Annotated in this window: 25 protein-coding genes and 2 tRNA genes; 17 read left to right on the forward strand and 10 right to left on the reverse strand. The window is 69.9% G+C overall.

Going from position 1 to position 23,042, the window contains the following annotated elements:
* The first annotated feature begins 3 nt into the window (after positions 1-3).
* Together LX16_RS12150 and LX16_RS12155 are read left to right on the forward strand one after the other, a co-directional pair.
* Complete coding sequence (locus LX16_RS12150) at positions 4-522, forward strand: FAS1-like dehydratase domain-containing protein (protein ID WP_147138286.1); 519 nt, start codon at positions 4-6, stop codon at positions 520-522.
* Positions 519-920, forward strand: coding sequence for a MaoC/PaaZ C-terminal domain-containing protein (locus tag LX16_RS12155; protein WP_147138288.1), 402 nt, complete (start codon positions 519-521; stop codon positions 918-920). The genes LX16_RS12150 and LX16_RS12155 overlap by 4 nt, the downstream gene beginning before the upstream one ends.
* Positions 921-960: 40 nt before the next feature.
* Here the strand turns inward: LX16_RS12155 and LX16_RS12160 are convergent, their stop codons facing one another.
* The 5 genes from LX16_RS12160 to LX16_RS12180 all read right to left on the reverse strand — a co-directional run bounded on the left by LX16_RS12160 (position 961) and on the right by LX16_RS12180 (position 4,455).
* Positions 961-1,554, reverse strand: coding sequence for a chloramphenicol phosphotransferase CPT family protein (locus LX16_RS12160; protein ID WP_147138290.1), 594 nt, complete (start codon positions 1,552-1,554; stop codon positions 961-963).
* A gap of 255 nt (positions 1,555-1,809) precedes the next feature.
* Positions 1,810-1,899: transfer RNA gene (locus LX16_RS12165), tRNA-Ser, on the reverse strand.
* A 58-nt stretch (positions 1,900-1,957) separates the two neighbouring features.
* On the reverse strand, positions 1,958-2,848 hold the full coding sequence (locus LX16_RS12170) for an LppU/SCO3897 family protein (RefSeq protein WP_147138292.1): 891 nt from the start codon (positions 2,846-2,848) through the stop codon (positions 1,958-1,960).
* A 119-nt stretch (positions 2,849-2,967) separates the two neighbouring features.
* Positions 2,968-4,104 carry a UvrD-helicase domain-containing protein gene (locus LX16_RS12175; protein ID WP_211354477.1) on the reverse strand — a complete coding sequence of 379 codons (1,137 nt, stop codon included), beginning with the start codon at positions 4,102-4,104 and terminating at the stop codon, positions 2,968-2,970.
* Between the two features lie 111 nt (positions 4,105-4,215).
* The gene (locus tag LX16_RS12180) at positions 4,216-4,455 is read right to left on the reverse strand and encodes a MoaD/ThiS family protein (protein WP_147138294.1); all 240 of its coding nucleotides are present in this window, start codon (positions 4,453-4,455) and stop codon (positions 4,216-4,218) included.
* Between the two features lie 104 nt (positions 4,456-4,559).
* On the opposite strand from LX16_RS12180, the gene cysS reads away from it, so the two are divergent.
* From cysS to LX16_RS12205, 5 genes are all read left to right on the forward strand, one after another.
* The gene (gene cysS, locus LX16_RS12185; RefSeq protein WP_147138297.1) at positions 4,560-5,984 is read left to right on the forward strand and encodes a cysteine--tRNA ligase; all 1,425 of its coding nucleotides are present in this window, start codon (positions 4,560-4,562) and stop codon (positions 5,982-5,984) included.
* Positions 5,974-6,999 carry a 23S rRNA (guanosine(2251)-2'-O)-methyltransferase RlmB gene (gene rlmB / locus LX16_RS12190; protein WP_147138300.1) on the forward strand — a complete coding sequence of 342 codons (1,026 nt, stop codon included), beginning with the start codon at positions 5,974-5,976 and terminating at the stop codon, positions 6,997-6,999. Before cysS ends, rlmB begins: the two co-directional genes overlap by 11 nt.
* Before the next feature lie 83 nt (positions 7,000-7,082).
* Entirely contained in the window at positions 7,083-9,950 is a 2,868-nt protein-coding gene (locus tag LX16_RS12195) for an Hsp70 family protein (protein ID WP_147138304.1), read from the forward strand.
* 54 nt (positions 9,951-10,004) lie between these two features.
* Positions 10,005-10,077 (forward strand) — tRNA-Thr (locus LX16_RS12200).
* A 337-nt stretch (positions 10,078-10,414) separates the two neighbouring features.
* Positions 10,415-10,966: an NUDIX domain-containing protein gene (locus LX16_RS12205; protein WP_147138307.1), complete on the forward strand. Its 552-nt coding sequence runs from the start codon at positions 10,415-10,417 to the stop codon at positions 10,964-10,966.
* 252 nt (positions 10,967-11,218) lie between these two features.
* On the opposite strand, the gene LX16_RS12210 is transcribed toward LX16_RS12205, so the two are convergent.
* A complete protein-coding gene (locus tag LX16_RS12210; RefSeq protein ID WP_147138309.1) occupies positions 11,219-11,401 on the reverse strand; it encodes a DUF397 domain-containing protein in 183 nt (60 codons plus the stop codon).
* Entirely contained in the window at positions 11,398-12,216 is an 819-nt protein-coding gene (locus LX16_RS12215) for a Scr1 family TA system antitoxin-like transcriptional regulator (protein ID WP_158645572.1), read from the reverse strand. Before LX16_RS12215 ends, LX16_RS12210 begins: the two co-directional genes overlap by 4 nt.
* A 415-nt stretch (positions 12,217-12,631) precedes the next feature.
* Between LX16_RS12215 and LX16_RS12220 the strand changes: the two genes are divergently transcribed.
* From LX16_RS12220 to LX16_RS12240, 5 genes are all read left to right on the forward strand, one after another.
* Positions 12,632-12,937 (forward strand): hypothetical protein, encoded by a 306-nt coding sequence (locus LX16_RS12220; RefSeq protein ID WP_147138314.1) that lies wholly within the window; start codon positions 12,632-12,634, stop codon positions 12,935-12,937.
* Positions 12,934-13,113, forward strand: a complete 180-nt coding sequence (locus LX16_RS12225) for a hypothetical protein (protein ID WP_147138317.1) — start codon at positions 12,934-12,936, stop codon at positions 13,111-13,113. The genes LX16_RS12220 and LX16_RS12225 overlap by 4 nt, the downstream gene beginning before the upstream one ends.
* A complete protein-coding gene (locus tag LX16_RS12230; protein WP_147138320.1) occupies positions 13,110-13,322 on the forward strand; it encodes a hypothetical protein in 213 nt (70 codons plus the stop codon). Before LX16_RS12225 ends, LX16_RS12230 begins: the two co-directional genes overlap by 4 nt.
* A gap of 110 nt (positions 13,323-13,432) precedes the next feature.
* Positions 13,433-13,852, forward strand: a complete 420-nt coding sequence (locus LX16_RS12235; protein WP_158645573.1) for an Imm1 family immunity protein — start codon at positions 13,433-13,435, stop codon at positions 13,850-13,852.
* A gap of 262 nt (positions 13,853-14,114) precedes the next feature.
* Positions 14,115-15,218, forward strand: a complete 1,104-nt coding sequence (locus tag LX16_RS12240) for an ABC transporter ATP-binding protein (protein ID WP_147138324.1) — start codon at positions 14,115-14,117, stop codon at positions 15,216-15,218.
* 63 nt (positions 15,219-15,281) lie between these two features.
* On the opposite strand, the gene LX16_RS12245 is transcribed toward LX16_RS12240, so the two are convergent.
* On the reverse strand, positions 15,282-15,683 hold the full coding sequence (locus tag LX16_RS12245) for a hypothetical protein (RefSeq protein ID WP_147138326.1): 402 nt from the start codon (positions 15,681-15,683) through the stop codon (positions 15,282-15,284).
* A gap of 166 nt (positions 15,684-15,849) precedes the next feature.
* On the opposite strand from LX16_RS12245, the gene LX16_RS12250 reads away from it, so the two are divergent.
* From LX16_RS12250 to LX16_RS12260, 3 genes are all read left to right on the forward strand, one after another.
* A complete protein-coding gene (locus LX16_RS12250) occupies positions 15,850-17,544 on the forward strand; it encodes an NAD-binding protein (RefSeq protein ID WP_147138328.1) in 1,695 nt (564 codons plus the stop codon).
* Positions 17,545-17,546: 2 nt separating this feature from the next.
* Positions 17,547-18,200, forward strand: coding sequence for a nitroreductase family protein (locus LX16_RS12255; RefSeq protein ID WP_147138330.1), 654 nt, complete (start codon positions 17,547-17,549; stop codon positions 18,198-18,200).
* Between the two features lie 144 nt (positions 18,201-18,344).
* Positions 18,345-19,514 carry a trypsin-like serine peptidase gene (locus LX16_RS12260; protein ID WP_147138331.1) on the forward strand — a complete coding sequence of 390 codons (1,170 nt, stop codon included), beginning with the start codon at positions 18,345-18,347 and terminating at the stop codon, positions 19,512-19,514.
* A 122-nt stretch (positions 19,515-19,636) separates the two neighbouring features.
* Here the strand turns inward: LX16_RS12260 and LX16_RS12265 are convergent, their stop codons facing one another.
* Together LX16_RS12265 and LX16_RS12270 are read right to left on the reverse strand one after the other, a co-directional pair.
* Positions 19,637-20,149: a hypothetical protein gene (locus LX16_RS12265; protein ID WP_147138333.1), complete on the reverse strand. Its 513-nt coding sequence runs from the start codon at positions 20,147-20,149 to the stop codon at positions 19,637-19,639.
* Positions 20,150-20,334: 185 nt separating this feature from the next.
* Entirely contained in the window at positions 20,335-20,955 is a 621-nt protein-coding gene (locus LX16_RS12270) for a helix-turn-helix domain-containing protein (RefSeq protein ID WP_147138335.1), read from the reverse strand.
* A 107-nt stretch (positions 20,956-21,062) separates the two neighbouring features.
* Between LX16_RS12270 and LX16_RS12275 the strand changes: the two genes are divergently transcribed.
* Positions 21,063-21,449, forward strand: coding sequence for a VOC family protein (locus LX16_RS12275; RefSeq protein WP_147140714.1), 387 nt, complete (start codon positions 21,063-21,065; stop codon positions 21,447-21,449).
* Between the two features lie 407 nt (positions 21,450-21,856).
* The gene (locus tag LX16_RS12280; protein WP_147138338.1) at positions 21,857-23,008 is read left to right on the forward strand and encodes an erythromycin esterase family protein; all 1,152 of its coding nucleotides are present in this window, start codon (positions 21,857-21,859) and stop codon (positions 23,006-23,008) included.
* Positions 23,009-23,042 lie beyond the last annotated feature (34 nt).

A 23,042-nucleotide genomic window follows, 5' to 3' on the forward strand; every position in this document is an offset into this window, starting at 1 on the left:
CCGGTGCTGAACCGCGCCTACATCGGCAGGCGGCTTCCCGCCACCACGCCGGTGGAGATCACCGAGGAGGCGGTGGCGGCGTTCGCCGCCGCCCTGGGGGAGACGGGCGGGCACATCCCGCCCACCTTCTTGATCTCGTTGACGTTGCCCGCATCCGACGCCCTGATCGACGACCCCGACTTCGGGCTCGACTTCAGCCGGGTGCTGCACCGTGAGCAGCGGTTCAGTCATCATCGCCCGCTCCGCATCGGCGAGCGGGTCTCCTGCACCGTTCAGGTGGAGGACGTCAAGGTCGTCGCCGGAAACGAACTGCTGACCCTGCGCACCGAGGTCACCGCCGAGGACTCCGAACCCGTCGCGACCGTGTCGACGGTGTTGTTCGTCGCCGCTGGCGGCGACGACGAAGAGCAGAGCGTCGCCGCTCGCGGTGACGACGTGGAGCAGAGCGCCGACGTGACGCCCGGCGTCGCCGCAGGTGCGGCCCGGAGTCCCGAGCCGGCACGCGGTGGGGAGGCGTCGTGAACTCCGGAGACGAACTGTTCCGTCGTGACTTCGAGATCACCCGCGCCGACCTCGTCGCGTACGCCGGCGCGTCGGGCGACCAGAACCCGATCCATCAGGACGACGACGCCGCCCGCGCCGCCGGGTTGCCCGGCGTGATCGCGCACGGCATGTACACCATGGGCCTGGCGGCCCGGGCCGTCACCGAATGGGCCGGCGGTCCGGAGCGGATCACGGAGTTGACCGCGAGGTTCGCGAAGCCGGTGGTGGTTCCGGCCGACGCTCCCGCGACCGTGACCGTCGTCGGTACGGTCCGCAGGCTGCACGACGACGGCGCCGTGGAGATCGCGATGACCGCTACCAGCGGGGCCGACAAGGTCCTCGCCCCGGCCCGCGCCACCGTGGCGGCGGCCTCCTGACGGTCTCCCGGTCGGGACGTCGACGAGCCGTGCCCGGCGATCAGTCCCCCGACTCGGCCGCCCGCAATTCCTCGAACGCCGTTCCGGGCGTGCCCTCCGAGATCCGTGCGGCGATCCGTCGCGCGCATTCGTGGGAGCTGAAACGCCCGGTGTCGCATTCGAGGTCGTAGCGGCCGTGGGCGTGCACTCGGGGGAAGTGGTGCTCGGCGCGGCCGGGTTCCCTGTCCCGCCGGGCGAGTTCGCGACGGCGTAGTTCGGGCAGTGGGCAGTACACCTTCACGAAAAGCACGTCCAGGGGCGCGAACAGGCGTAGGCAGTCGGTGAGCCAGTGCGGTTCCCGGAGTACGTGGTCCATGACCACGTCGTTGCCCGCCAACGCCATCCCGGCGACCGCCCGGTGGAATCCCAGTACGGTGCGTTCCAGGACCTCGGAGAAGCGCTCGGGTCCGAGGCGTTCCGCCCAGTCGTCGGCGCGCATGGCGTTGATCCCGTCCACGGGCATGTGGAAGTGTGGGCGGTCCAGCAGTGGAAGCAGTGCTCGGGCGATGCCGGTCTTTCCGGAGCTGCTCGTACCGTTGAGCAGGATGATCCGGCCGTGAGGCGGATGTGAGAACACGTCGTGTGGTCCGGTCATCCACGGATCCTCTCAGCGGACGCCCCCGCCATCCACGAAGAGGGGCGGGGCGTCCGCCGTTCCGGTCGGGAAACGGTGAGGGTGAACGGGACGTCCTTGTACGTACCGTTGACCGCCCCTTTGATGTCCTATGTGTACGAGCCGGTTCCCGGGCGCCGAACCGGTTCCCCATCCCACCCCGACGCGGCGACATGCCGGACACGGTGGTGGGGGTGAAAAAAAGCCCCCGACCAGGTGTTCCCGGTCGGGGGCTGTTGGCGGTGGCGGTGGGATTTGAACCCACGGAGGGCGTAAACCCTCACACGCTTTCGAGGCGTGCTCCTTAGGCCGCTCGGACACGCCACCGTCGACGAGGGTACCCGAGCGGTCCGGAGGCGCGCCAGCGGGTATCGCCCCGTCGGGATCAGGCGATCTCGTAACCGCACAGCACGTAGTCGTCCGCGGTGGTGTTGGGCCAGTCCACCCAGTACCAGAACTCCACGGGCCCGTAGTCGGAGTCCGGGCAGTCGTTCTGGTCGAGGGTGCCGTAGACGATGTCGTAGAAGTAGTAGTTGGCGCTGGAGTCGTCGCAGTCGACCAGGACCGCGTCGTACTCGGTCTGCGCGTCGTTGGTGGGCCAGGCGTAGACGCAGTCGCCGACCTGTCCGCGCCGGGGGTCGTCCTCCGGGATGCCCTCGAACGGGTCGGTGGAGGTCTGGGTCTCGCTGGAGGGCGTCTCCTCCGACGGCACCGAGTCGGTGGTGGCCGCGGCACTCGTCGAGGGGTCGTCCGCGACGGTTCCGCCGTCGCCGTCGTCGTCGCCGGGCAGCAGGAAGACCAGCGCCACGACCGCGACCACCAGGATCACGACCGCGCCGACGCCGCCGGCCACCCAGATCCCGGTGTTGCCGCCGCTGGTCTGCGGGGGCGGGAACGGGGGGCCGCCCATGGGCGGGGGCATGCCGGGTTGGTAGGACGGTGCCCCGGTGGTCGGGCTGCCGTAGGGGTCGGAGGGGCCGTAGCCGGGCTGCGGGGAGTACGGGTCGCCGCCGGGCTGGTAACCGGGTTGCTGGCCGTACGGGTCACCGCCGGGTTGTTGGCCGTACGGGTCACCGCCGGGTTGGTAGCCGGGTTGCTGACCGTAGGGGTCGGAGGGTTGTCCGTAACCGGAACCGTCGTACTGTGGGTATCCGCCGGGTTGCTGGCCGTACGGGTCGGCGGGCTGTCCGTAACCACCGGGGCCGGGCGGCGGTTGTTGGCGGGAGGGGTCGCCAGGCTGTTGCCCGTACGGATCTTGCGGTCCGTACATAGACATGAGGGTGCTCCTCTTCGAATGGGGGTGCGCCGGCGGTGCTGCGCGGGTGGCCGGTACTGCACCAACCATACGACGGTCCGGCGACCGATTCACCCTGGTAGTCGTGGGTGTCCGGGTGATTACAGCAGCCGGGGCTGTTCGGGTTGCGATCGGTGACCGCGGACGTGACCGAACGGCGTGAACAGGCCGGGGTCGATGTCGTCGAGCAGCGGCGACCCGTTCCCGATGTGGCTCACGTACAGGAGGTCGCGGGCCCGGCTCATCGCGGCGAACAACAGGCGGCGGAACCCGGGCTCGTCGGGGAACGCCTCCGCGGTGACGCCGACACAGCACACGACACGGTGCTCCCTGCCGGCGGCGGAGGTGATCGGCCGCGCGGTGTCGATGCCGGTGTACCCCTCGGGTGCGAGGATCGCGACCTCGTCGGGCGCCACGCCGAAGGGGCGGAGCCGTTCGGCGAGTTGACCGGCGAAGTGCCGTTCGTCCCGGTCGTCGAGCGCGAAGTGGCGCCCGACCGGTGCGGTCCCGGCGGCGGGCCGGGCGGGCAGCATGCCGCGACCGGGCGCGCGGGAGACGGGCGTGATGAGTTGCATGGCGGCGGCCAGGATCGGGGCCGTGCTGCGGTGGTTGCGCGACAACCGGACCACTCGTGCCTCGGGGTAGTCCTGGGCGAACCTCTCGAACGGTCCCGGCTCGCCGTCGGCGATGTGGGCGTCGGGGTCGCCGGTCGCGGTGAAGGCGGGCTGGTCGCCCCGGTCGGCGCGCAGCGTCTCGTAGAGCCGGATCGGCATGTGTTCGAGGTCGTCGACGAACAGGTGGCCGAGCGGTGGGAGTTCCCCGGCGGCGTCGAACGCGCGGACCGTCATGTCGTCGGCCACCGGCCCGAGCAGTCCGTCGAGTTCGCGGCGCAGGGCGTCGGCCGCCTCGGTGGTCCGGGCCAGTACCAGGCACTGCGAGGCGGGCACGTGGAGTTCGGCCACCAGATAGGCGATCCGGCGGGTCAGGATGTGGGTCTTTCCGGTGCCGGGTCCGGCGTTTATCAACAGCGGGCCGGGCGGTGCGGAGGCGGCGACGCGCTGCATGGCGTCCACGTGGTCGAGCAGGCCGGTGCCGACCTCCTCCATCCCCGCCAACGGTGGCCCGTCGTGTTGGTGGGGTTCCGGACGGACGGGCAGGACGGGTTCCGGCATCGGCACGTGCCGGATCGAGGTGCCGCCGACGTGTCTGGGCCGGCCGCCCCGGGCAGGACGCGGCACCCGAGCGCCTTCGGGCAGCTCGAACAACGCATTTGGCTCTACCGGCGAACCCACGTGGGAAATCTTGTCAAAGCTGAAAGCGCCTGACCGGTAGGGGGTCGGGGCGTGGCGTCAACCGCCCGCGAACGGAGGGAGCACATCCACAGTGGAGTCGGCGGGGAGGGACGCCATCGGGTCGTGCCCGGTGACACCGTCGATGAGCAGCGTGCTCACCGTCAGGACGCGCTCCAGGTCCGGCCCCAGCCGCTTGGCCAGATCCGCGCGTAGCTCCGCGACCGTCTCGGCCGTACTCGTCACCTCGGACACGCCCGCCGCCGCCCGCGCCCCGGCGAAGAACCGCACCGTCGTCATCTGTCACCCCTCGCCGTCACCGGTACCGACTCGACGGTATACCCGGTGCGGACGGCATGGCGACGCCGCGCGGCCCGGGACGGGTGCTCACGTACCATCGAGCGGTGAGTTTGCGACTGTATGACACCGGCACCCGGAAGGTGCGCGATTTCACACCGCGCGTTCCCGGCAGGGTGGGCGTGTACCTGTGTGGGCTCACCCTGCAGGGCCCCCCGCACATCGGTCACCTGCGGTCCGGCGTCAACTACGACGTGCTCACCGCGTGGCTGCGGCGCTCCGGCCTCGACGTCACCTACGTCCGCAACGTCACCGACATCGACGACAAGGTCCTCGCCAAGGCCGTCGAGCAGGGCGTCCCGTGGTGGGCCATCTCGTTCGCCAACGAGCGACGCCTCACCGCCGACTACGAGGCGCTGGGGGTCCGGCCGCCGACGTACGAACCGCGCGCCACCGGGCACATCCCGCAGATGCTGGACCTGATCGCCGACCTCATCGCGCGCGGCCACGCGTACGCCACCGACTCCGGCGACGTGTACTTCTCCGTCGAGTCGTACCCGGAGTACGGGGCGCTGTCCCACCGCCGACCCGAGGACATGCTCCTCAACGGCGAGACCGGTGGAGACAAACGGGATCCCCGCGACTTCGCGCTGTGGAAGGCCGCCAAACCGTCCGAACCGGACGACTCCGCCTGGAACACCCCCTACGGCCGGGGCCGGCCGGGCTGGCACATCGAATGCTCCGCCATGGCCCGCCGCTACCTCGGCGACGCCTTCGACATCCACGGCGGCGGCACCGACATCATGTTCCCGCACCACGAGAACGAACTCGCCCAGTCGCGGGCGGCGGGCCTGCCGTTCACCGACTTCTGGGTCCACAACAACATGCTCAACCTGGCGGGCACCAAGATGAGCAAGTCGCTGGGCAACGTCCTGAGCGTGTCCGCCCTCGGCGACCGCGGCTTCCGGCCGATCGAGATCCGGTACTACCTGTTGGCGCCGCACTACCGGTCCGCGATCGACTTCTCGGACCGCTCGCTGGCGGAGTCGGCCTCGGCACTGCAACGGCTGGAGAACTTCCTCCACCGCGCGAAGGACGCCGCGGGAGTCGTCCCCGTGGACTCCGCGCTGCCGCCGGCGTTCGCCGCCGCGCTCGACGACGACCTCGGCACCCCGGGGGCACTGGCCGTGGTCCACGAGACCGCGCGGGAGGGCAACACCGCCCTGGACCGGGGCGACACCGACGCGGCGACCGCCGCCGCGAGCGCGGTCCGCGCCATGCTCGACGTCCTGAACCTCGACCCGCTGGCGCCGCAGTGGGACGCCCGGTCCGAGTCCGACCTGACACCGGTGGTGGACTCCCTGGTGTCGGCGCTCCTCGGGCAACGGGAGAAGGCGCGCGCCGCCAAGGACTGGGCCACCGCCGACGCGTTGCGGGATCAGCTCGCCGCCGCGGGACTGACCATAGAAGACACCCCCGGCGGAGCCCGGTGGAGTGTGACCAAGGAACGGGGATCGGACGATGGCCGGTAACTCACAACGACGCAACCGGCGCACCACCTCCAAGAAGGGGGCGGCCAAGGGCAGCGGCGGTCAGGGCAAGAAGTCGCTGGAGGGGCGCGGCAAGACGCTCTCCGCGGCCGACCGGCCGTGGCACAAGGCGTACACCGGCACCAACGTGCCGAAGAAGACCAAGTGGAAGCAGGAGAAGGAACGGCGCGCCGCCGCCGCCGAAGGCCGGGCTCCCAAGGCCGGCGGCCCGGCACGTTCGGCACCGCCGCGCCGCGACTCCGGTGACGGCGTCGAGATCATCGTCGGCCGCAACCCCGTGGCGGAGGCGATGCGCGCGCACGTCCCCGGCACCGCGCTGTACGTGGCGCAGGGCGTGGAACTCGACGAGCGGGTACGCGAGTCGATCCGGCTCGCCGGGAACCGGGGCATCTCCATCCTGGAGGTGACCCGCGCCGAGCTCGACCGGCTGTGCCGGGGAGCACTGCACCAGGGCATCGGACTGCAGGTGCCGCCGTTCCACTACGAGACGTACCCGGACCTGCTGGCGGCCGCCGCCGAGCACCCGCAGCCGCCGCTGCTCGTGGCGCTCGACGGCGTCACCGACCCGCGCAACCTCGGGGCGATCATCCGTTCCGCGGCCGCGTTCGGCGCGCACGGCGTCGTCGTACCGCAGCGGCGGGCCGCCGGTATGACCGCCACCGCGTGGCGCACCTCGGCGGGTGCGGCGGCGCGGCTGCCGATCGCCAAGGCCACCAACCTGACCCGGGCGCTCCAGGAGGTCCAGCAGGCGGGGCTGCTCGTCGCCGGACTCGACGCCGACGGTGAGATCGACCTGTTCGACCTGCCCGCCGCCGTCGACCCGCTGATGCTGGTGGTCGGCTCGGAGGGCCGTGGGCTGTCCCGTCTCGTCGGGGAGACCTGCGACCTGCGGGTCCGGATCCCGATCGCCTCCGACGTGGAGTCGCTCAACGCCTCGGTGGCGGCCTCGGTCGCGCTCGCCGAGGTCAACCGGCGCCGGGGCCTGCACACCGGCTGACCCGTCCGGCCGAGTCCGGCCGGGGCTGGCGGTTGTCCGTAGGATCGTGTCGAACCAACCATCCCCGCGAGGAAAGCCAATACATGTCAGCCCCCAACGGCTATGTACTCGGTGTCGACCTGGGCACGTCTCACACCGTGGCGGTGATCCGCTGGCCGGACGGCCGGACACGCCCGTTGCTGGTGGACGGGGCACCCGTCATGCCGTCCGCGGTGTTCCTGGACGAGTCGGGGCATCTGCACGTCGGCCGTGACGCGCAGCGGCTCGCCCAGACCGACCCCGCCCGGTACGAACCCAACCCGAAGCAGCGCATCGGAGAGGGCACCGTGCTGTTGGGCGACCGGGAGGTCCCGGCGACCGCGTTGCTGTCGGCGATCCTGCGCAACGTCGCCGCCAAGGCGGTGGAGGCGGTGGGACAACTCCCGCCCACGGTGTTGACCTTCCCCGCGAAGTGGGGGCCGCAACGCAGGTCCGTCCTCGAGGACGCGGCCGCACAGGCCGGGTTCCCGCCGGTGGCACTGGTCCCCGAACCGGTCGCCGCCGCGCACTACTTCACCGAGGTGATGCGGCAACCGATCCCGCAGGGCGGCGCGGTCGCGGTGTTCGACTTCGGCGGCGGCACCCTCGACATCGCGGTGGTCCGGCACGAGGCGGACGGCCGGTTCACCGTGTTGTCCGACGGCGGGCTCGACGACCTCGGCGGCCTGGACGTGGACGAGGCCCTGGTCGACTATCTCGGCAAGACGATCTCTGCGCACGTGCCGACGGTGTGGGAGCAGTTGACGAGCCCCGGCACGGCCACCGACCGCCGCAACCGGCGGTTGTTCTGGGACGACGTGCGGGGCGCGAAGGAGATGCTGTCGCGCACCACCGTCGCCCCCGTCCCGGTACCCGGCGTGGAGGCAGCGCTGCACCTGACCCGCGACGAGTTGGAACGCCTGGCGAGTCCGCTGCTCGCCCGCGCCGTCGCCGAGACCGAACGGGTCATCGGCGGCACCGGGCAGGCCGCCGACCAGTTGGCGGGCCTGTTCCTGGTCGGCGGTGCCAGTCGCATCCCGTTGGTGGGGCGGATGCTGCACTCGCAACTGGGCATCGCGCCCACCGTCCTGGAACAGCCGGAACTGCCGGTGGCCGAGGGGAGCCTCGCCGCCGCCTTCCCGGTGAAGGACGCGCCGGCCGAGGCCACCCCGCCGCCGCAGCCGCATCAGGTGTCGGTCCCGGTCCCGGCCGAGACGACGCCACCGCCGCCTCAGGAGTCGTTCACGCCGCAGGTGCCGGTGTCGGGCGGCCCGTCCGGTGACGCCTACCCGCGTCCCGTGTCGGGTGGCGCCTCCGGAGAGCCGTACACCCGGCCGGTGTCGGGCGGTGCCCCCGGCGAGCCCTACACCCGGCCGGTCTCCGGTTCGCCGTATCCCCATCCCGTCTCCGGTGGTGCCGCGGCCGGCCCGGTCTCGGGCGGCCCGTCCGGTGACCCCTACGCGAGCCCCGTCTCGGGCGGTGCACCGGGGACGCCGACGTTCGCCCGCCAGACGCCGCCCGGCGTGCCCGGGCAACGCGCCCCCTTCGGAACGCCGCCGTCCGGCGCCGGGACGGGCGGAACCGTCTCGGCGACCCGTCCGTGGTGGCGCAACCGTTCCACGTGGATCGGCGCGGGCGTGGGCGTCGTCGTCCTCGCCCTGCTGGCCGGCTGGCTGATGTACGACCCGTATCCGCAGCGGGACATGACCCCGCTGGAGCAGGTCGGCGCGGACATCGCGTACCCGGGGATCGACGAGGGTGAGACGCCGTACGTCTTCGCGCCCGACATCGACGGCGACGTCGCCTACTACGCCACCGAGCCCGAGACCGACCGGTTGTACGTCACCGCCGTGGACCTCACCACCGGCGAGAAACTGTGGGAGACGCCGGCGATGACCGGCGACTGGACCGACATCGTCGCCCAGAACTCCCTGCTGTACGTGGGGGAGACGATCGACACCGGGACCAACCGGCTCACGTTCCTCGACAGGGAGACCGGTGACCGGCGCGGCACCGTCGACATGGCGTCGGACGACTGGGGATACGCGGTGGGCGACCGGCTCGTGATCTTCCGGGCGGAGTCGGGCGCGGTGGAGGCCTACGACGACGCCGGTACCCGGCAGTGGTCGGTGGACCTGGCGGCGCCGCTGGTGGACGGTGCCCGCGTGAACACCTGGGAAGAGGTCAGCGCACGCGCCAACGAGACCTTCGACCGCACCGAGGGCAGCGTGTGGGCGGTCGACGAGGCGGGTGAGACGAGCATCATCGACGTGGAGGCCGGAGAGGTCGTCGCGTCCAAGGCACTCGCCGACCCGGACGCCGACTACTACGCCTACGAGGACACCCTGTTCGTCGCGGAGGGCGACGGCGGCTACCTCGTCTCCGCCTACGACGTCGCCGACCTGTCGGGGACGTTGAACTGGCGTCCCGAGGGAACGACCCAGAACCCGCTCTGGCTAGGGCCGTGCGGGGAGACCCGGGTGTGCGTCATGGAGGACCGCGACGAGGACGACACCGCCGACGGCACCACCGTACTGAGTTTCGACGGCGAGGGCGAGATCGTGTGGACCTCGCCGGCCGGCCAGTTCGTCCGCGGCGCGCAGATCGCCGGCGAATACCTCGCGATCTCCCGGTTGACCGGCGAGGGCGAGGACTCACAGGTGACCCAGGTCTACGACGAGAACCTGGAACCGGTCGGTGAGGCGCAACCGGGCACCTTCACCCGCATCGACAGCGGCAGCTACCTGCGGTTCCCCTACAGCGGAGGCTCTACACCGCTGCCGGAACAACGCGCCTTCGTCGGCCTGGGCGGTCAGGACGGCACCCGCTACGAACTGGGGTCCTACGAGGTGATCCCGCAGTGCGACGCCACCGACATGTACCTGACATGCCCCACACCGACCGGTTTCCGAGTGTGGACGTTCCGGGAGTGACGGCCCGCGAACCCCATCCCGTAAACTGGAGGCGCGCCGGGACACCGGCGCCCGGCTGGAGTGGCGCAATTGGCAGCGCAGCTGTCTTGTAAACAGCAGGTTGTGGGTTCGAGTCCCATCTCCAGCTCCGAGGAACACCGAGAGCCGCCGACCACCTGGGAGACCATCCCGGAGTCGGCGGCTCTCGCCGTGCCGGTGGCCGAAGAGGGTGTACCGGAGGGTGGAACGCGTCGTTCCCGCAACACCCGCCTCATACGTTCCGTAGCGGCCATTAACGTTTCGCCGGCCACATACGTGTACCGCTGAGCAGCCAGGCGACGAATGGCGGGAGCCTTCTGGAAAGTGGGAATCCAATGCCTTGCGTCGCCGTGGTGTGGCGCATGTCATGTGACGCACAGGAGGCTTTCCTGCGGGCCTTCCTCACCGATCCGCTGAGCCACATGAAGGCGACATATCCTCACACCATGGCTTCAACGATGTGGACCATCCACAGTGAGCGAATTGTGGATGGGTCTAGGCGGGCGGTGTGGTCGATCGCCGACGTTGAACTGCCGGATGGTATCCGGTTCGAGCAGTATGTCTACAGGGCGCCGGCGGCGGCGATGATGCTCATGGTCCGTGAAGATGCGGTCCTGATGATGCGGCGGCACCGGTTCGTGATCGACCGGTGGGTGTGGGAACTCCCCGGGGGCTACCAAGAGCACGGCGAGACATTGGCCGAGTGCGCGGCCCGGGAGGCGGAAGAGGAGACCGGTTGGCGGCCTGTCGAATCGCTCCCGTTGGTGGAAGTGCAGCCGTGGGTGGCGACCGCAGATGCGCTCAACGCGCTGTTCGTCAGCTACGGGGCGGAGCAGGTGGCGGAGCGACCGCCGGACATCAACGAGGCGGCGGCGCTGCGGTGGATCCTGCTGGACGAGGTGCCAGGCATGATCGCTGCTGGCGAGATCATCGGCGCCGCGACCGTGGTCGGGGTGCAGGCGGTGCTACTGGACCGGCTGAGCCGCAACCGCAGCTGAGAACTCGCGCACGGCGATGATGTCGTATGCGGACAGTTCCCGCTGTAGCCGCTTCAGGTAGGTCACGGCTCGCGCCGACCGCATGGCGTCGGTGAGTTCCAGTGCCACGTGACGCTCGGCGGCCGACCAAGCCGAAGTGCCAACCGATCCGGGAGTCGATCTACCAAATGCCGGCCAGGTGTGTCGGCGATGAGCCGCCCCGGCCGTGTCGTCGGCCGGGGCGGTGTGTGCACAACGATTGTCGGTGCGCTGTTATCCCACCGAGCGCAGCAGGGCGATGAACTCTGCACGGTCGACGGCGAGGCTCCCGAGTTCCGGGGCCTTGCTGTCCCGCACATCGACCAGCGCATTACGGGCGCTGTAGGTGCGGGCCTCGACGCAGTTGCCACCGTTACCGGCACTGCGGCTTGACTTGCGCCACTTTCCGGGCGTCATTTCAGGTACTCCTCAAACGGGATGGTGCATTTCAGAGCGGCAGCGAACGTCCGCTCATACAGGGACACTACGTCTCGCTTCTCCTCATACCGGCCGCCGTCGACCGAATCGACAAACACGAATGGAGGGCCGGGAATCGGTGGGCCGGGTGTGATGATCGTGAATGCGCCGACCATCGCAGGGTGCAGCTCAGTGATGACGCGGATGTCGGCCCCAGGCATCTGGGACACCTCGATGATTCGCTTACGTTGGCGGTCGCCGACCTCGCCGAGGCCGTCGAGATACCAGAGCGCCGACCGGCCGATGAGCATGGTCATGCGCGGCAGTGGAGTGCGTGCGAATACCCGTTCTTGGCGATGGTGGCGCAACCACCGGATCGCCTTGACTCGCTCAGGGGGCATCGGTAGAAGTGCTGCCTGCACGGCTTGGAGGTAATCGTCGGTCTGTAGCAGCCCAGGTATGTGTTCCAGTTCGAGGGATTGCAACGTGGCCATCTCGGCCTCGGCCTCGACGAACGCGCGGGTCTCCGGCGGGACACCCTCCCGGTACTGCTCCCACCATCCCCGTTTCGCGCCCTCTTTCGCCCATCGTTCGAGCTCGGCGCGCTGCGCTGGTGGAACGCCGTAGAGGTCGCAAAGGCCCTGAACCTGGTGAGGGCGTGTCGCTTGCACGCCTTCTTCGATCCGTTGAATCGTCTGGTGCGCGTATCCGATGTGCAATCCGGCCGCCGACCGGCTGATGCCCAAAGCTTCCCGATGATTTCGCAGCGTCGTTCCAAGCGCCCGACGCGCAACGGTGGGACTACCGTTCGTCATGTAACGAGTGTTGCAGGCCACACGGTGTCCGCATCGGGGGACCCCATGACGGACATGCCCGTATCGGACCTGACCGTGTGGCACTGTCCGAAACGGACAGCACTGCGCCTCTTCCATCTAGCCGCAACGTGCGTTTACGGTCGTCACATGGGGTCGCCTCCCATCGGTTCAGCCCACAAGTTGCCCGGCCGGAGGTCCCCATGTGAAACGGAGCCGGGTGCGGCTGCATCCCGCCCGGCTTCTCGGGACATCCACTTTGCTTGGAGGGCTCCATGGACGACGGAGACGGGGTACGTGTGGACGGTGCGGTGAAGCCGCATCGTGTGGCTGAGCCGATTTCGCATGGTGATGTTCGGCCGCATTTTCCGGATGTGATCCGGGGTGAGGTGTGTCGGGCGTGTGGTGGTGAGTGGCCGTGCGAGACCGTGAAGACGCGGCGGTGGTGGGAGTGAACGTGGAACTCGGGCGGTTCGCGCTCGCCGGCGGGGTGTTCGAGGTCGTGTCGAGCGTCGCGCCGCACACCGTGCGCCTGTACTCCATTCAGGGTGATCACCGCATCCTCGCGTGCACGATCAGCGTTGTCGGTGAGTCGGTGGCGGCGTCGTGGGGCGCGGCGTGGCTCGGACAGTCCGCCGACTGGTACGCCCGTGTGGAGGCGGCGGCTGTCGAGGTGTACCGGGCGGCGGCGCGGCACCGGTCAGCATCGGAGGCCGGGTCATGACGGCCTACACCAGGTGCCCCGGTTGCGATGCGGCCCGCACGGTCACCGCAACAGCCCGCGACGACGGCACCGAGTCGCTGGACGCCGAGGACCCGCAGCCGTGCCCGCAGTGCGACGGCACCGGTTGTGTGCCGTTTCAGGGTTATGTCCTGGTCGCTGCGGAGGAGGACCGGTGACCCGGCTACCGATCCGACTTGACGACCTCGGCGGGAAGGTCTGCACGATCCACAACGCACATTTGGAGACCCGGGGTGATGCCATCCGGATCCGCAACGGCTGGGGGATCCTCCACACCGGTCCCGCACCCCGCATCGGCTACTGCGAGGCGACGCAGAGCTGGCACGTCATCCCGCCGCGCCCGACACCACGGCGCCGCACCCGGTAGCCGCCCCACCCGGGGCACCCCCCCGGGGCCGGCCGTCGACGTCCCCCCCGCTGCGACGGTCGGCCCGGCGGATACCGGATCTTCGGATCACGAAGGAGGAACACGTCATGATGACCGACACGCCATGCCGGACGGTGTCCATGTGGGTCGCCGGAGAATTCTCGCGCGACATCTCCTACATCGAGGACATCGAGGACCTGGTGGAGGACCACCAGTGGCAGTGGGGTGGCAACACGGTAGCGCTGTGCGCACTCGGGACCAAGGGCGAGTTCCCCCCGGTGATCCACTACGCCCGCTGGCCCGACGTCGAGGGCGCATACCTGGCCTGGCGAGGCGTACCGGCGCGCAGCCCGGAACCGCCACCGTCCCCGGCCACGGGCATGGAGGTCGACGACACCGGGCACACCAGCCGCACCATCCCCGCCGCCGACATCGCCGTCACGCAGGCCGACCTACTCGCCGCGCTCCTGGAATGGCTCGACACCGGGGAGCGCCCGACGTGCGTGGAGTGGTCCACCAGCTCGCCATGACGGCTCTCACCGCGCCCGCGACCGTCCGGCACCCGGGCGGGCGGTCCCGGTGGTCGCGTCGGGGTGGTCGCGTCTTCCCCGGTCAAGTGGGCCGGCCGGGTTTGATCTTGATTCGGTAACAAACCGGTCCGGCCGGCCACCGGGAACTTGGCATCGATGGTGAACCCGGTTACGGTGTCAGCCAGCCCCTCGGCCGTCCCTCGGCCCCGGTGCTTTCTACTCGGATCGTCCGGCACGTTCCTGCCGGTGGAAGGACACGCACATGGCTACCGTCACCTATAAGGGTGCCTCTCGCATCTACCCGGGCACGAAGAAGCCCGCCGTGGACAAACTCGACCTGGAGATCACCGACGGTGAGTTCCTGGTCCTTGTCGGCCCGTCCGGCTGCGGAAAGTCCACCAGCCTGCGGATGCTCGCGGGCCTGGAGGAGGTCGACGAGGGGTCGATCTTCATCAACGACACCGACGTGTCGAACCTGCCGCCGAAGTCCCGGGACATCGCGATGGTGTTCCAGAACTACGCGCTGTACCCGCACATGACGGTGTTCGACAACATGGCGTTCGCGCTGAAGCTGCGCCGCACCCCCAAGAACGTCATCCGTGAGAAGGTCGCCGAGGCGGCGAAGCTCCTCGACCTGGAGGACTACCTCGACCGCAAGCCGAAGGCGCTCTCCGGCGGCCAGCGGCAGCGCGTCGCGATGGGCCGCGCCATCGTGCGGCAGCCGCAGGTGTTCCTCATGGACGAGCCGCTGTCGAACCTCGACGCGAAGCTGCGAGTGCAGACCCGTTCGCAGATCGCCTCCCTGCAGAAGCGGCTCGGCGTCACCACCGTGTACGTCACGCACGACCAGGTCGAGGCCATGACGATGGGTCACCGGGTCGCCGTGATGAAGGACGGCCTGCTCCAGCAGGTCGACACGCCCCGCACCCTGTACGACAAGCCGTCCAACGTGTTCGTCGCCGGTTTCATGGGTTCCCCCGCCATGAACATCAAGACGGTCCCGTTGGGCGAGGACGGCGCCAAGTTCGGCGACGTGATCGTCCCGTTGAGCCGGGAACGTCGTGAGATCGCCGCCGCCGGCGACTTCGACAAGGGCAAGACCGAGGTCACCATCGGTATCCGCCCGGAGGACTGCAAGCTCGGCACCGAGGCCGACGGCGGCATCGCCGTGGAGGTGGACCTGGTGGAGGAACTGGGTTCCGACGCGTACGTCTACGGGCACGCGGTCTACAGCGACGGCACCGAGCGCTTCGTGATCCGCTGCGACGGCCGCAACATGCCGCGACTGGGCGACGTGGTGCACCTGGTTCCCGAGGTGGGCCGTGAGCACGTCTTCCACGCGATCACCGGCGACCGCATCGAGTAGTCCCCGACCGATCGCACCGACCGCCCCGGCCGCCGCCGGGGCGGTTCTCGTATCCGGGGACGGTCAGGCGTCCCGGTCGCCCCGGTAGTCGCCCCGGTGCGGGGCGATGTCACCGCGGGCGCCTCCGATCGTGGAGCCGCCCAGCGGACGTGAACCGATCAGGTCGGCCCGGATCCCCGACGACACCGGCGCGACCCGGTGGCGGCCCGGGGCCGGTGAGGCGCTCGACTCGATCCGGCCGGACGGTTCACCGGGTGTCGTCGCGATCGCGGGGAAGTCCCCGGCCGACAGCGGGCGCATCGTGTCGCCCAGCAGCGGCAACCAGGGGGTGTCGAGTCCGGACGGCGCCGGTCCTCCCGGCGCGACGGGAAGGGGTTCGGCGGCGAACGCGGTGCCCGCCGCTCCCGCGCCGATGACGGACGCGGCGATCACCGCCCCCACGGCGTGGATCAGGCGTGTCCTCATGTCGAATGCGGCCCTTCTGTTCGCGCCCACCAGCCGGTGGGCTGATTCCGGTCGTCTCATGATTACAACGAGTCACGGCCCGGACGGACGCGTTTCGCCGAATCGTGGCACGTTGTACCGAAAGTAGGGCTTCCCTCACCTTGCGTGCCCCGGATACCATCGCGCCGTGTCTCCGGTCTCCCTGCGTCGCAACGCTTTTCGTGATCATGTGATCGTCTGTGGTGACGACGGCATGACGTTCCGGCTCGTCGAGGAACTCGTCTACCGGCGAGGTGAGAACGTCACGGTCGTGTTGCCGTCACGTCGCCGCAACCACGGCCCGCAGATCTCCAGGGTCCCCACGGTCCGAGTGGTCGAGAACGACCGGTTGGACGAGGACGCCTTCTCCGCCGCGCGGATCGGCACCGCCAAGGCGTTGGCGCTGATGGTGCAGGACGACGTGGGCAACATCCACGCCGCGTTGCGGGCCCTGGAGATCACCGACGTCCGGATCGTGGTGCGGGTTTACAACACCAACCTGGGCAACCGCATCGAGGGACTGCTGGGCGACTGCGTCCTGCTGTCGGACGCCTCGATGGCGTCACCGACCTTCGTCGCCGCCGCCCTCGGTGAGGTCGAGCCGAGGTACCTGCCGATCGCCGACAGGACCCTGTACGTCACCACCGCCGAACTCGCCCGCCGCATCCCGGGGCCGAGCTGGACCATCACCACCACCGAGTCGCGCGGCGTCCTGCTGCCCGGCCCGGAGCGGGAACCGGGGCTGGCGATCACGGCGGCGGTCCGGCGGCCCCGGGCGCTACGGACGACCCGGCACCGGGTGCGGCGGCTGGTGACCCGGTTCTGGGACGAACTGCGGGAGATCCTGGACCGGAAACTGCGGTTCGTCACCGTGTCGCTCGTGCTCGTCATCCTGCTGGGCACCCTGCTGATCTGGCAGTTCCACAACGACCGGCCCGGCGTGCCCGACATCAGCTGGATAACCGCCGGATACGTCGCCCTGCTGGCCGCCGCGGGCGGTATCGACCCCGACCTGGCGGCCCCGGCGGCGGAGAAACTCGCCCACACCATCGTGGCGTTCGCGGGAGTACTGCTGGTCCCGGTGTTCACCGCATCCATAGTGGAGAACATGGTGGGCCGGCGTATCGCCACCCAGGAGGGCAGGCTACGCGGCCCGGTGAGCGACCACGTGATCGTCATCGGGCTCGGCAACGTCGGGATCCAGGTCGCCACCCAACTGCACAACCTCGGCGTACCGGTCGTGGCGGTGGAACGGGACGGGCGGTCCCGCGGTGTCGAGGCGGCCCGCAGCCAGGGCATCCCGGTGGTGCTGGGCGACGCCAGCCACTCCGAGACGCTGCACAACGCCCAGGTCCGGACCTGCCGTTCACTGGTCGCCGTCACCAGCAACGACATCGTCAACCTGGAGGCCGCCCTGCACGCCCGCCGGTTGCGGCCCGAACTGCGTACCGTGCTGCGGCTGTTCGAACCCGACCTGGCGAACCGGGTCCACGACACGTTCGGGATCGGGGCCACCCTCAGTGTCGCCGGAGTCGCCGCCGCCGAGTTCGCCGCCGCCATGACCGACCGCAACGTCAAGGGCACCATCCCGTTGGGGCGCATGCTGTTGCTGGTCGGCGAGATCACCGTCGGCGCCGGCTCCATCTTCGACGGTGCGGCGATCAGTGAAATAGACGTCGACGAACAGGTGAGAGTTCTCGCCGTATGCCGCCCCGGTAGGACAGAGTGGAGACCGGATCCCGCGCGGCGGCTGCGGAGCGGCGAGACGCTGCTCGTGCTGGCGACCCGGCCCGGACTGGCCGGGATGGTCGCGGACGCCGCCGCGCCCGTCGCACAGGAGTAACCATGATGGACATACGCACGGTCGAGGCACCCCGGTTCGGGATTCCCGCCGACGACGGATTGGCGCGCGCGAGACGGTTCGCCGACACCATGGCCGCCCGGCGCACCGTGCGGGACTTCTCGCCCGAGCCCGTGGACGAACGCATCGTCACCGAGGCGATCCGGGCCGCCGCCACCGCGCCCAGCGGCGCCAACGTGCAACCGTGGCGGTTCGTGGTGGTGACCGACCCCGGATTGAAGTCGCGCATCCGGGAGGCCGCCGAGGCGGAGGAACGCGAGTTCTACGGCCGCCGGGCCGGTGACGAATGGCTGGCCGCGCTCGCGCCGCTGGGCACCGACGACAGCAAACCGTTCCTCGAGACCGCGCCGGTGCTGGTGGTGGTCTTCGAGGTCCACAAGGGTGACGGCGAGCCGCGACCGTACTACGTCAAGGAGTCCGTCGGCATCGCGGTCGGCCTGTTGCTGGCCGGCCTCCACCAGGCCGGTCTCGCCACCCTCACCCACACACCCAGTCCGATGCGGTTCCTCGCGGAGCTGTGCGGCAGGCCCGCCAACGAACGGCCGTTCGTCCTCATCCCGGTCGGTTACCCGGCGCCCGGTGCGCGGGTGCCCGACATCGAACGGAAGCCGTTGACCGAGGTCCTCGTCCGGCGCTGAGGCCGAGACGGGTCACCCGGTCGGGCTCTCCCTCCACTCCGGCCACGTCACGGGCGTGGCCAAACGCTGTGTGGCTCGTTGATTACCGGGGAGGTCTCGTCGCCGCCCCCGCAATCGCCAACATCAGCAACAGGAGGGGGCAGGATGAGGCGAACCGTCACGCTGGTGGCCATCGGCATGGTCGCCGCCGCCACGCCACTGCTGCTGGGCCCGGTGGCCGAAGCGGTCCAACAGGAGGACCGTCCGGTACGCCAGGCGCAGCAGCCGGTGGAGAGCGGCACCATGGAGATCGGTACGGTGGAGGACGTCGGCAAGACCCTCTCGTACCTCACGTCGGCGGAGCAGACACTCCGCTACCCGGGCAGCAAATACGTCAAGGTCCACTTCTCGCGGCTCGACCTGCTGCCGGAGGACTACATCACCGTGTCTAGTCCGGACGGTTCGGAGAGTCACCGCATCGAGGCCGCCGACGCGCCTCGGTGGAGCACCTCCATCACCGGCGACACCGCCGTGGTGGAGTTGCACACCGCCGGAGGTGTCGTCTCCGACGTGATGTCGCGGTACGGGGTGGAGGTCGACAAGGTCGCCCGCGGCTTCACCGACACGGAACTCGCCGAGGAACGGGAGTCCCACCGCCGCACCGAGAGCATCTGCGGCGGAGACGACCAGCAGGACGCCGTCTGCTACGAGTCCGACGAGCCCGAGGTCTACGACAACGCGTCCCCGGTGGCGCGGCTGCTGATCGGCGGAACGACACTGTGCACCGCTTTCCGGGTCGGCGAGGACAACCGGATGCTCACCAACAACCACTGCTTCGAGACGACCGCGCAGGCCCGCGACACCGAGGTCTGGTTCGACTACGCGTGCCGCGAATGCGGCGGCGAGGAGGTCCGCGACGTCGTGAAGGTCAACGGTGACGAGGTGCTGGACACCGACTTCACCTACGACTACACACTGTTCACAGTGGACGACTTCGCCAAGATCGAGGAGTTCGGTCACCTGACCCTCTCCGACCGGAAGTCCCGTCAGGGCGAGAAGCTGTACATCCCGCAGCATCCCAGCGGAGCACCCAGCCAGATCGCCATGGTGTCCGACGCCGACGGCGGCGCCTGCCGGGTCGACGACCCGGCCTTCGACGGGTACGCCGCCGACAGCGACGTCTCTTACTACTGCGACACCGAGTTCGGTTCGTCCGGTTCGCCGGTGCTGTCCCGCGACACCCACGAGGTCATCGCACTGCACCACTTCGGCGGTTGCCCCAACTCGGGCGTGCGCTCGGACATCCTGCTGGACCGGATCGGCTCCATGCTGTGACGTGAACGCACGACAGACCGGGCGGCAGCGGGTTCACGCTGCCGCCCGGTCTCGTGTCTCGGATCGAAACCGCCCCTCGGAACCGTCGACGCGACGCGCCTCAGGACCGCGGGCGCCGTGCCTCAGGACCGACCGGTCGTGCGCCGCGTCGTCGTGGCCTTCCGGGTCCCGGCCTTGCGGGTCGTCGACTTCCGCGTCCCGGTCCGGGGCGTGGCGGCGGGCTCCACCGGGTCGGCGGAGACCGTGTAGTCCTCGGTCGGCTCGTCGCGGTGCGCGATGGTCGCGATCACCTTGATCGGGCTGCGCTCGCCGTTGGCGACGTGCTCACCCCGCTCCACCAACTCCTGGTACGTCAGACGGGCCCGCTCCGACGCCGTCCGGGCGCGCTCGCCCAGCGTGCCGGCGGTCTCGGTGGCCGTCTCCCGCAGTCGCGTGGCGTCCATGCCGCGCACGGTCTCCACGCCCCGCGTCACGTTCTCCCGGACCACCGTGGACACCGCGGTGAACCGCTCCTCCAGCTTGCTGCGGTCCCGCAGGTCCTCCACGACGGCGGGCAGTTTCCTCAGTTGCTCCACCACCACCTCGGACGCGCCCGCGGCGGCGTAGAACGGTGACGGGAGTTTGCGCTGTGCCATGTGATCGTCTCCTTGGCTCGTTATTACCGTGGTCGGTGGCCTCGTTCGTCACGCCCGGCGGCGTCCGGCCGAACCGCGGTGCCGGATGTCCCGGTCACCACGGCCTCAGGCCGTGTCGCCGCGCGAACGCGCCGTTCCCCACGCCACCGTGGGAACGCGCCGTACGCGGGTTCACCGCACACGGCCTAGTCCGTCGGATCGTCTGTCGTCGTCGGCGCGGCGGTGCGCCTGCGTGCCCGGGTGCGAGCGGGACGCCCGGCCGCGCGGGCGGCGGGTTCCGTCGGTGCCGGTTCGGGTTCGGTGGGGCCGGGTTCGGCCGGTTCGGGAACGGCCTGCGGTCGTTCGGGGGCGTCGTCGTCCCGGCGGCCGTACTGTTCGGCCTCGGCCGCCTCGTACAGGTCGTCGGCCACGGCGGCGACGTCGGCGTCGAAGACCACCGGGGCCTCCATGTCGTCGTCGAGGTCGGTGCCCTCGTTGCGGATGTTCTCGCGCCGGAACGCCTCGTAGATCTCGCTCAGGGTCTGCTTCTGGCGGGTGGTGAGGCCCGGGTCGGCCGCGATGGCCGCCAGGGTCCCCTGCCCGTCTTTCTGGTTGAGCAGTCCCGCCCGCAGGTACATCAGCGGGGTGGAGACCTTCAGGGCGTTGGCGATCTGTTGGAGCACTTCGGCACTGGGTTTTCGCAAGCCACGCTCAATCTGACTGAGATACGGATTGCTGACTCCCGCCTGGTCGGCGAGCTGCCGCAGGGACACCTTCGCGTTTCGGCGCATGTCGCGGATGAATCCGCCGATGTCTCGTTCGGCCATGCGTCAACGCTAACTCGCGCTGCTAGCAATTGCAAGCAAAACGCTTGCAATTGTTGTACACGTCTCCGGTGCGAGGACCGGCCGAGGGTTCCGGCAGGATCACCAGCATGGCGTACTTCGGAATGACGACGGTGCTGGTCGACGACTACGACACCGCGATCGGCCACTACGTGACCGCGATGGGGTTCACCCTCGTGGAGGACACCGACCTCGGCGGCGGAAAGCGGTGGGTGGTCGTCGCACCGGACCCGCGGACCGGCGCCCGGTTGCTGTTGGCGCGCGCCGACGGCGACGCGCAACGCGCCAGGATCGGCGACCAGACTGGCGGCCGGGTCGGCTTCTTCCTCTACAGCGACGACTTCGCCACCGACCACGCCCGATACGCCGCGGCCGGAGTCCGCTTCGACACCGAACCCCGCGAAGAGGAGTACGGCACCGTCGTGGTGTTCAGCGACCACTACGGGAACCGGTGGGACCTCATCGCCCGGCGGTGACCGGGCCGGGCGGTCCTTGAGTGTTCTTCGGGGGCCGCCACTCCTCCACCCCTATGGCTTCAGCCTAGATCGCATCCCGGGCGTGGCGCCAGCCCGGAAGCCCGGGCCTGTGGATAACCCGGGATTGTGGAAAACCGGCGCCGTGACGGCGGCATCGGGGCCGGACGTCGGGCACACCCGCCCGGTGCCGGCCGTCGTCCGGTCGTGGGCCGGTGGCGCCCCGGTATCGCCCGCCGCCGACCGCGTCCGGCGGGCCGCGCCCGATCCACCGGCCGGGCGAGCCGGCACCCGTCACACCACCGAGCCGCGTCGCGCGACTCCACCACGGTTTGAGACTCAACCGCCACTACACCAGCGTCACGCCACGAGAAGTCTCAACCGTCGTTTCAACGATACGATTCAGACACATGACTCGGAGAATCCAAGAGTTCCTGGCCCCGTCATGTGAACTGCTCGCCTACGGTGAACCCACACACCTGGAACCGGCGTTCGGCCGCATCCGCAACACCCTCTTCACGCAACTCGTCGCACTCGGCTTCCGGTCGGTGGCCGTCGAATCCGACCGCGCCGCCGCACTCGTCGTCGACGACTTCGTCCGTAGAGGACACGGAACCCTCGACGAGGTGATGCGGGACGGCTTCTCACACGGCTTCGGCGCGGTGCAGGCCAACCGCGACCTGGTCGTGTGGATGCGCGACCACAACGAGCACCTGCCCGAGGCGGAACGGCTCGCATTCCACGGCTTCGACGCCTCGGTGGAGACCATGAGCGCGCCCAGCCCCCGCCGCCACCTCGAACCCGCGCGACACCTGCTCGGCTTCGACGTCGATTTCGCGGACCTCCTCGGCGACGACGAACGGTGGAGCCGTACCGAGGCCGTCATGGACGCCGCCGAATCACCCGGCGCCACCCCTGAAGCCGTACGGGCGGCCGTCCTGGCCGACGACATGCTCACCGACCTCTACACGCGCGCGCCGGAACTGATCGCGGCGACGTCGCCTCGCGAGTGGACCGTCGCCCGGACCCACCTCGTCGCCGCGATCGGGCTGCTCCGATACCACCGGCGCGCCGCCGACCCCGGCGCCCCGGACGCACGCTGGAACCGGATGTGCGCGACCAGGGACGCGCTCATGGCGCAGAACCTCCTCGACATCCGGCGGATCGAGAGCCCCCGGGGCGGCACCCTCGTGTTCGCCCACAACCTCCACCTGCAACGCAACGTCAGCGACATGGACATGGGCCCCATGCACATGCACTGGAACGGCGCGGGTGCGATCCTGTCACCCCTGCTCGGCGACGCTTACCGGTTCGTCGCGGGAAGTCTGGGCCGCAGCGACGGCATCGGCCTCGCGGAGCCACCCGGCGCGACCGTCGAGGCCGCGTTGCAGGACCGGGTCACCGACTGGGGGATACTCCCGGCCGGCACGGTCCCCGACGGCGACGTCCGGACCGACCACGTCCCCGAACAGGGCTACTTCCCGTTGGAGGCGGCTACCGTGCACGGCGCCGACCTGGTCCTCCACGTCTCCGGGAGGACCGGCGGCGACACCGCGGCGTGAACCACCGCCCCGGGCGGTCCTCCGCACGGGGCGT

The sequence above is a fragment of the Stackebrandtia albiflava genome, from assembly GCF_007994225.1.
Taxonomy (GTDB): Bacteria; Actinomycetota; Actinomycetes; order Mycobacteriales; family Micromonosporaceae; genus Stackebrandtia; species Stackebrandtia albiflava.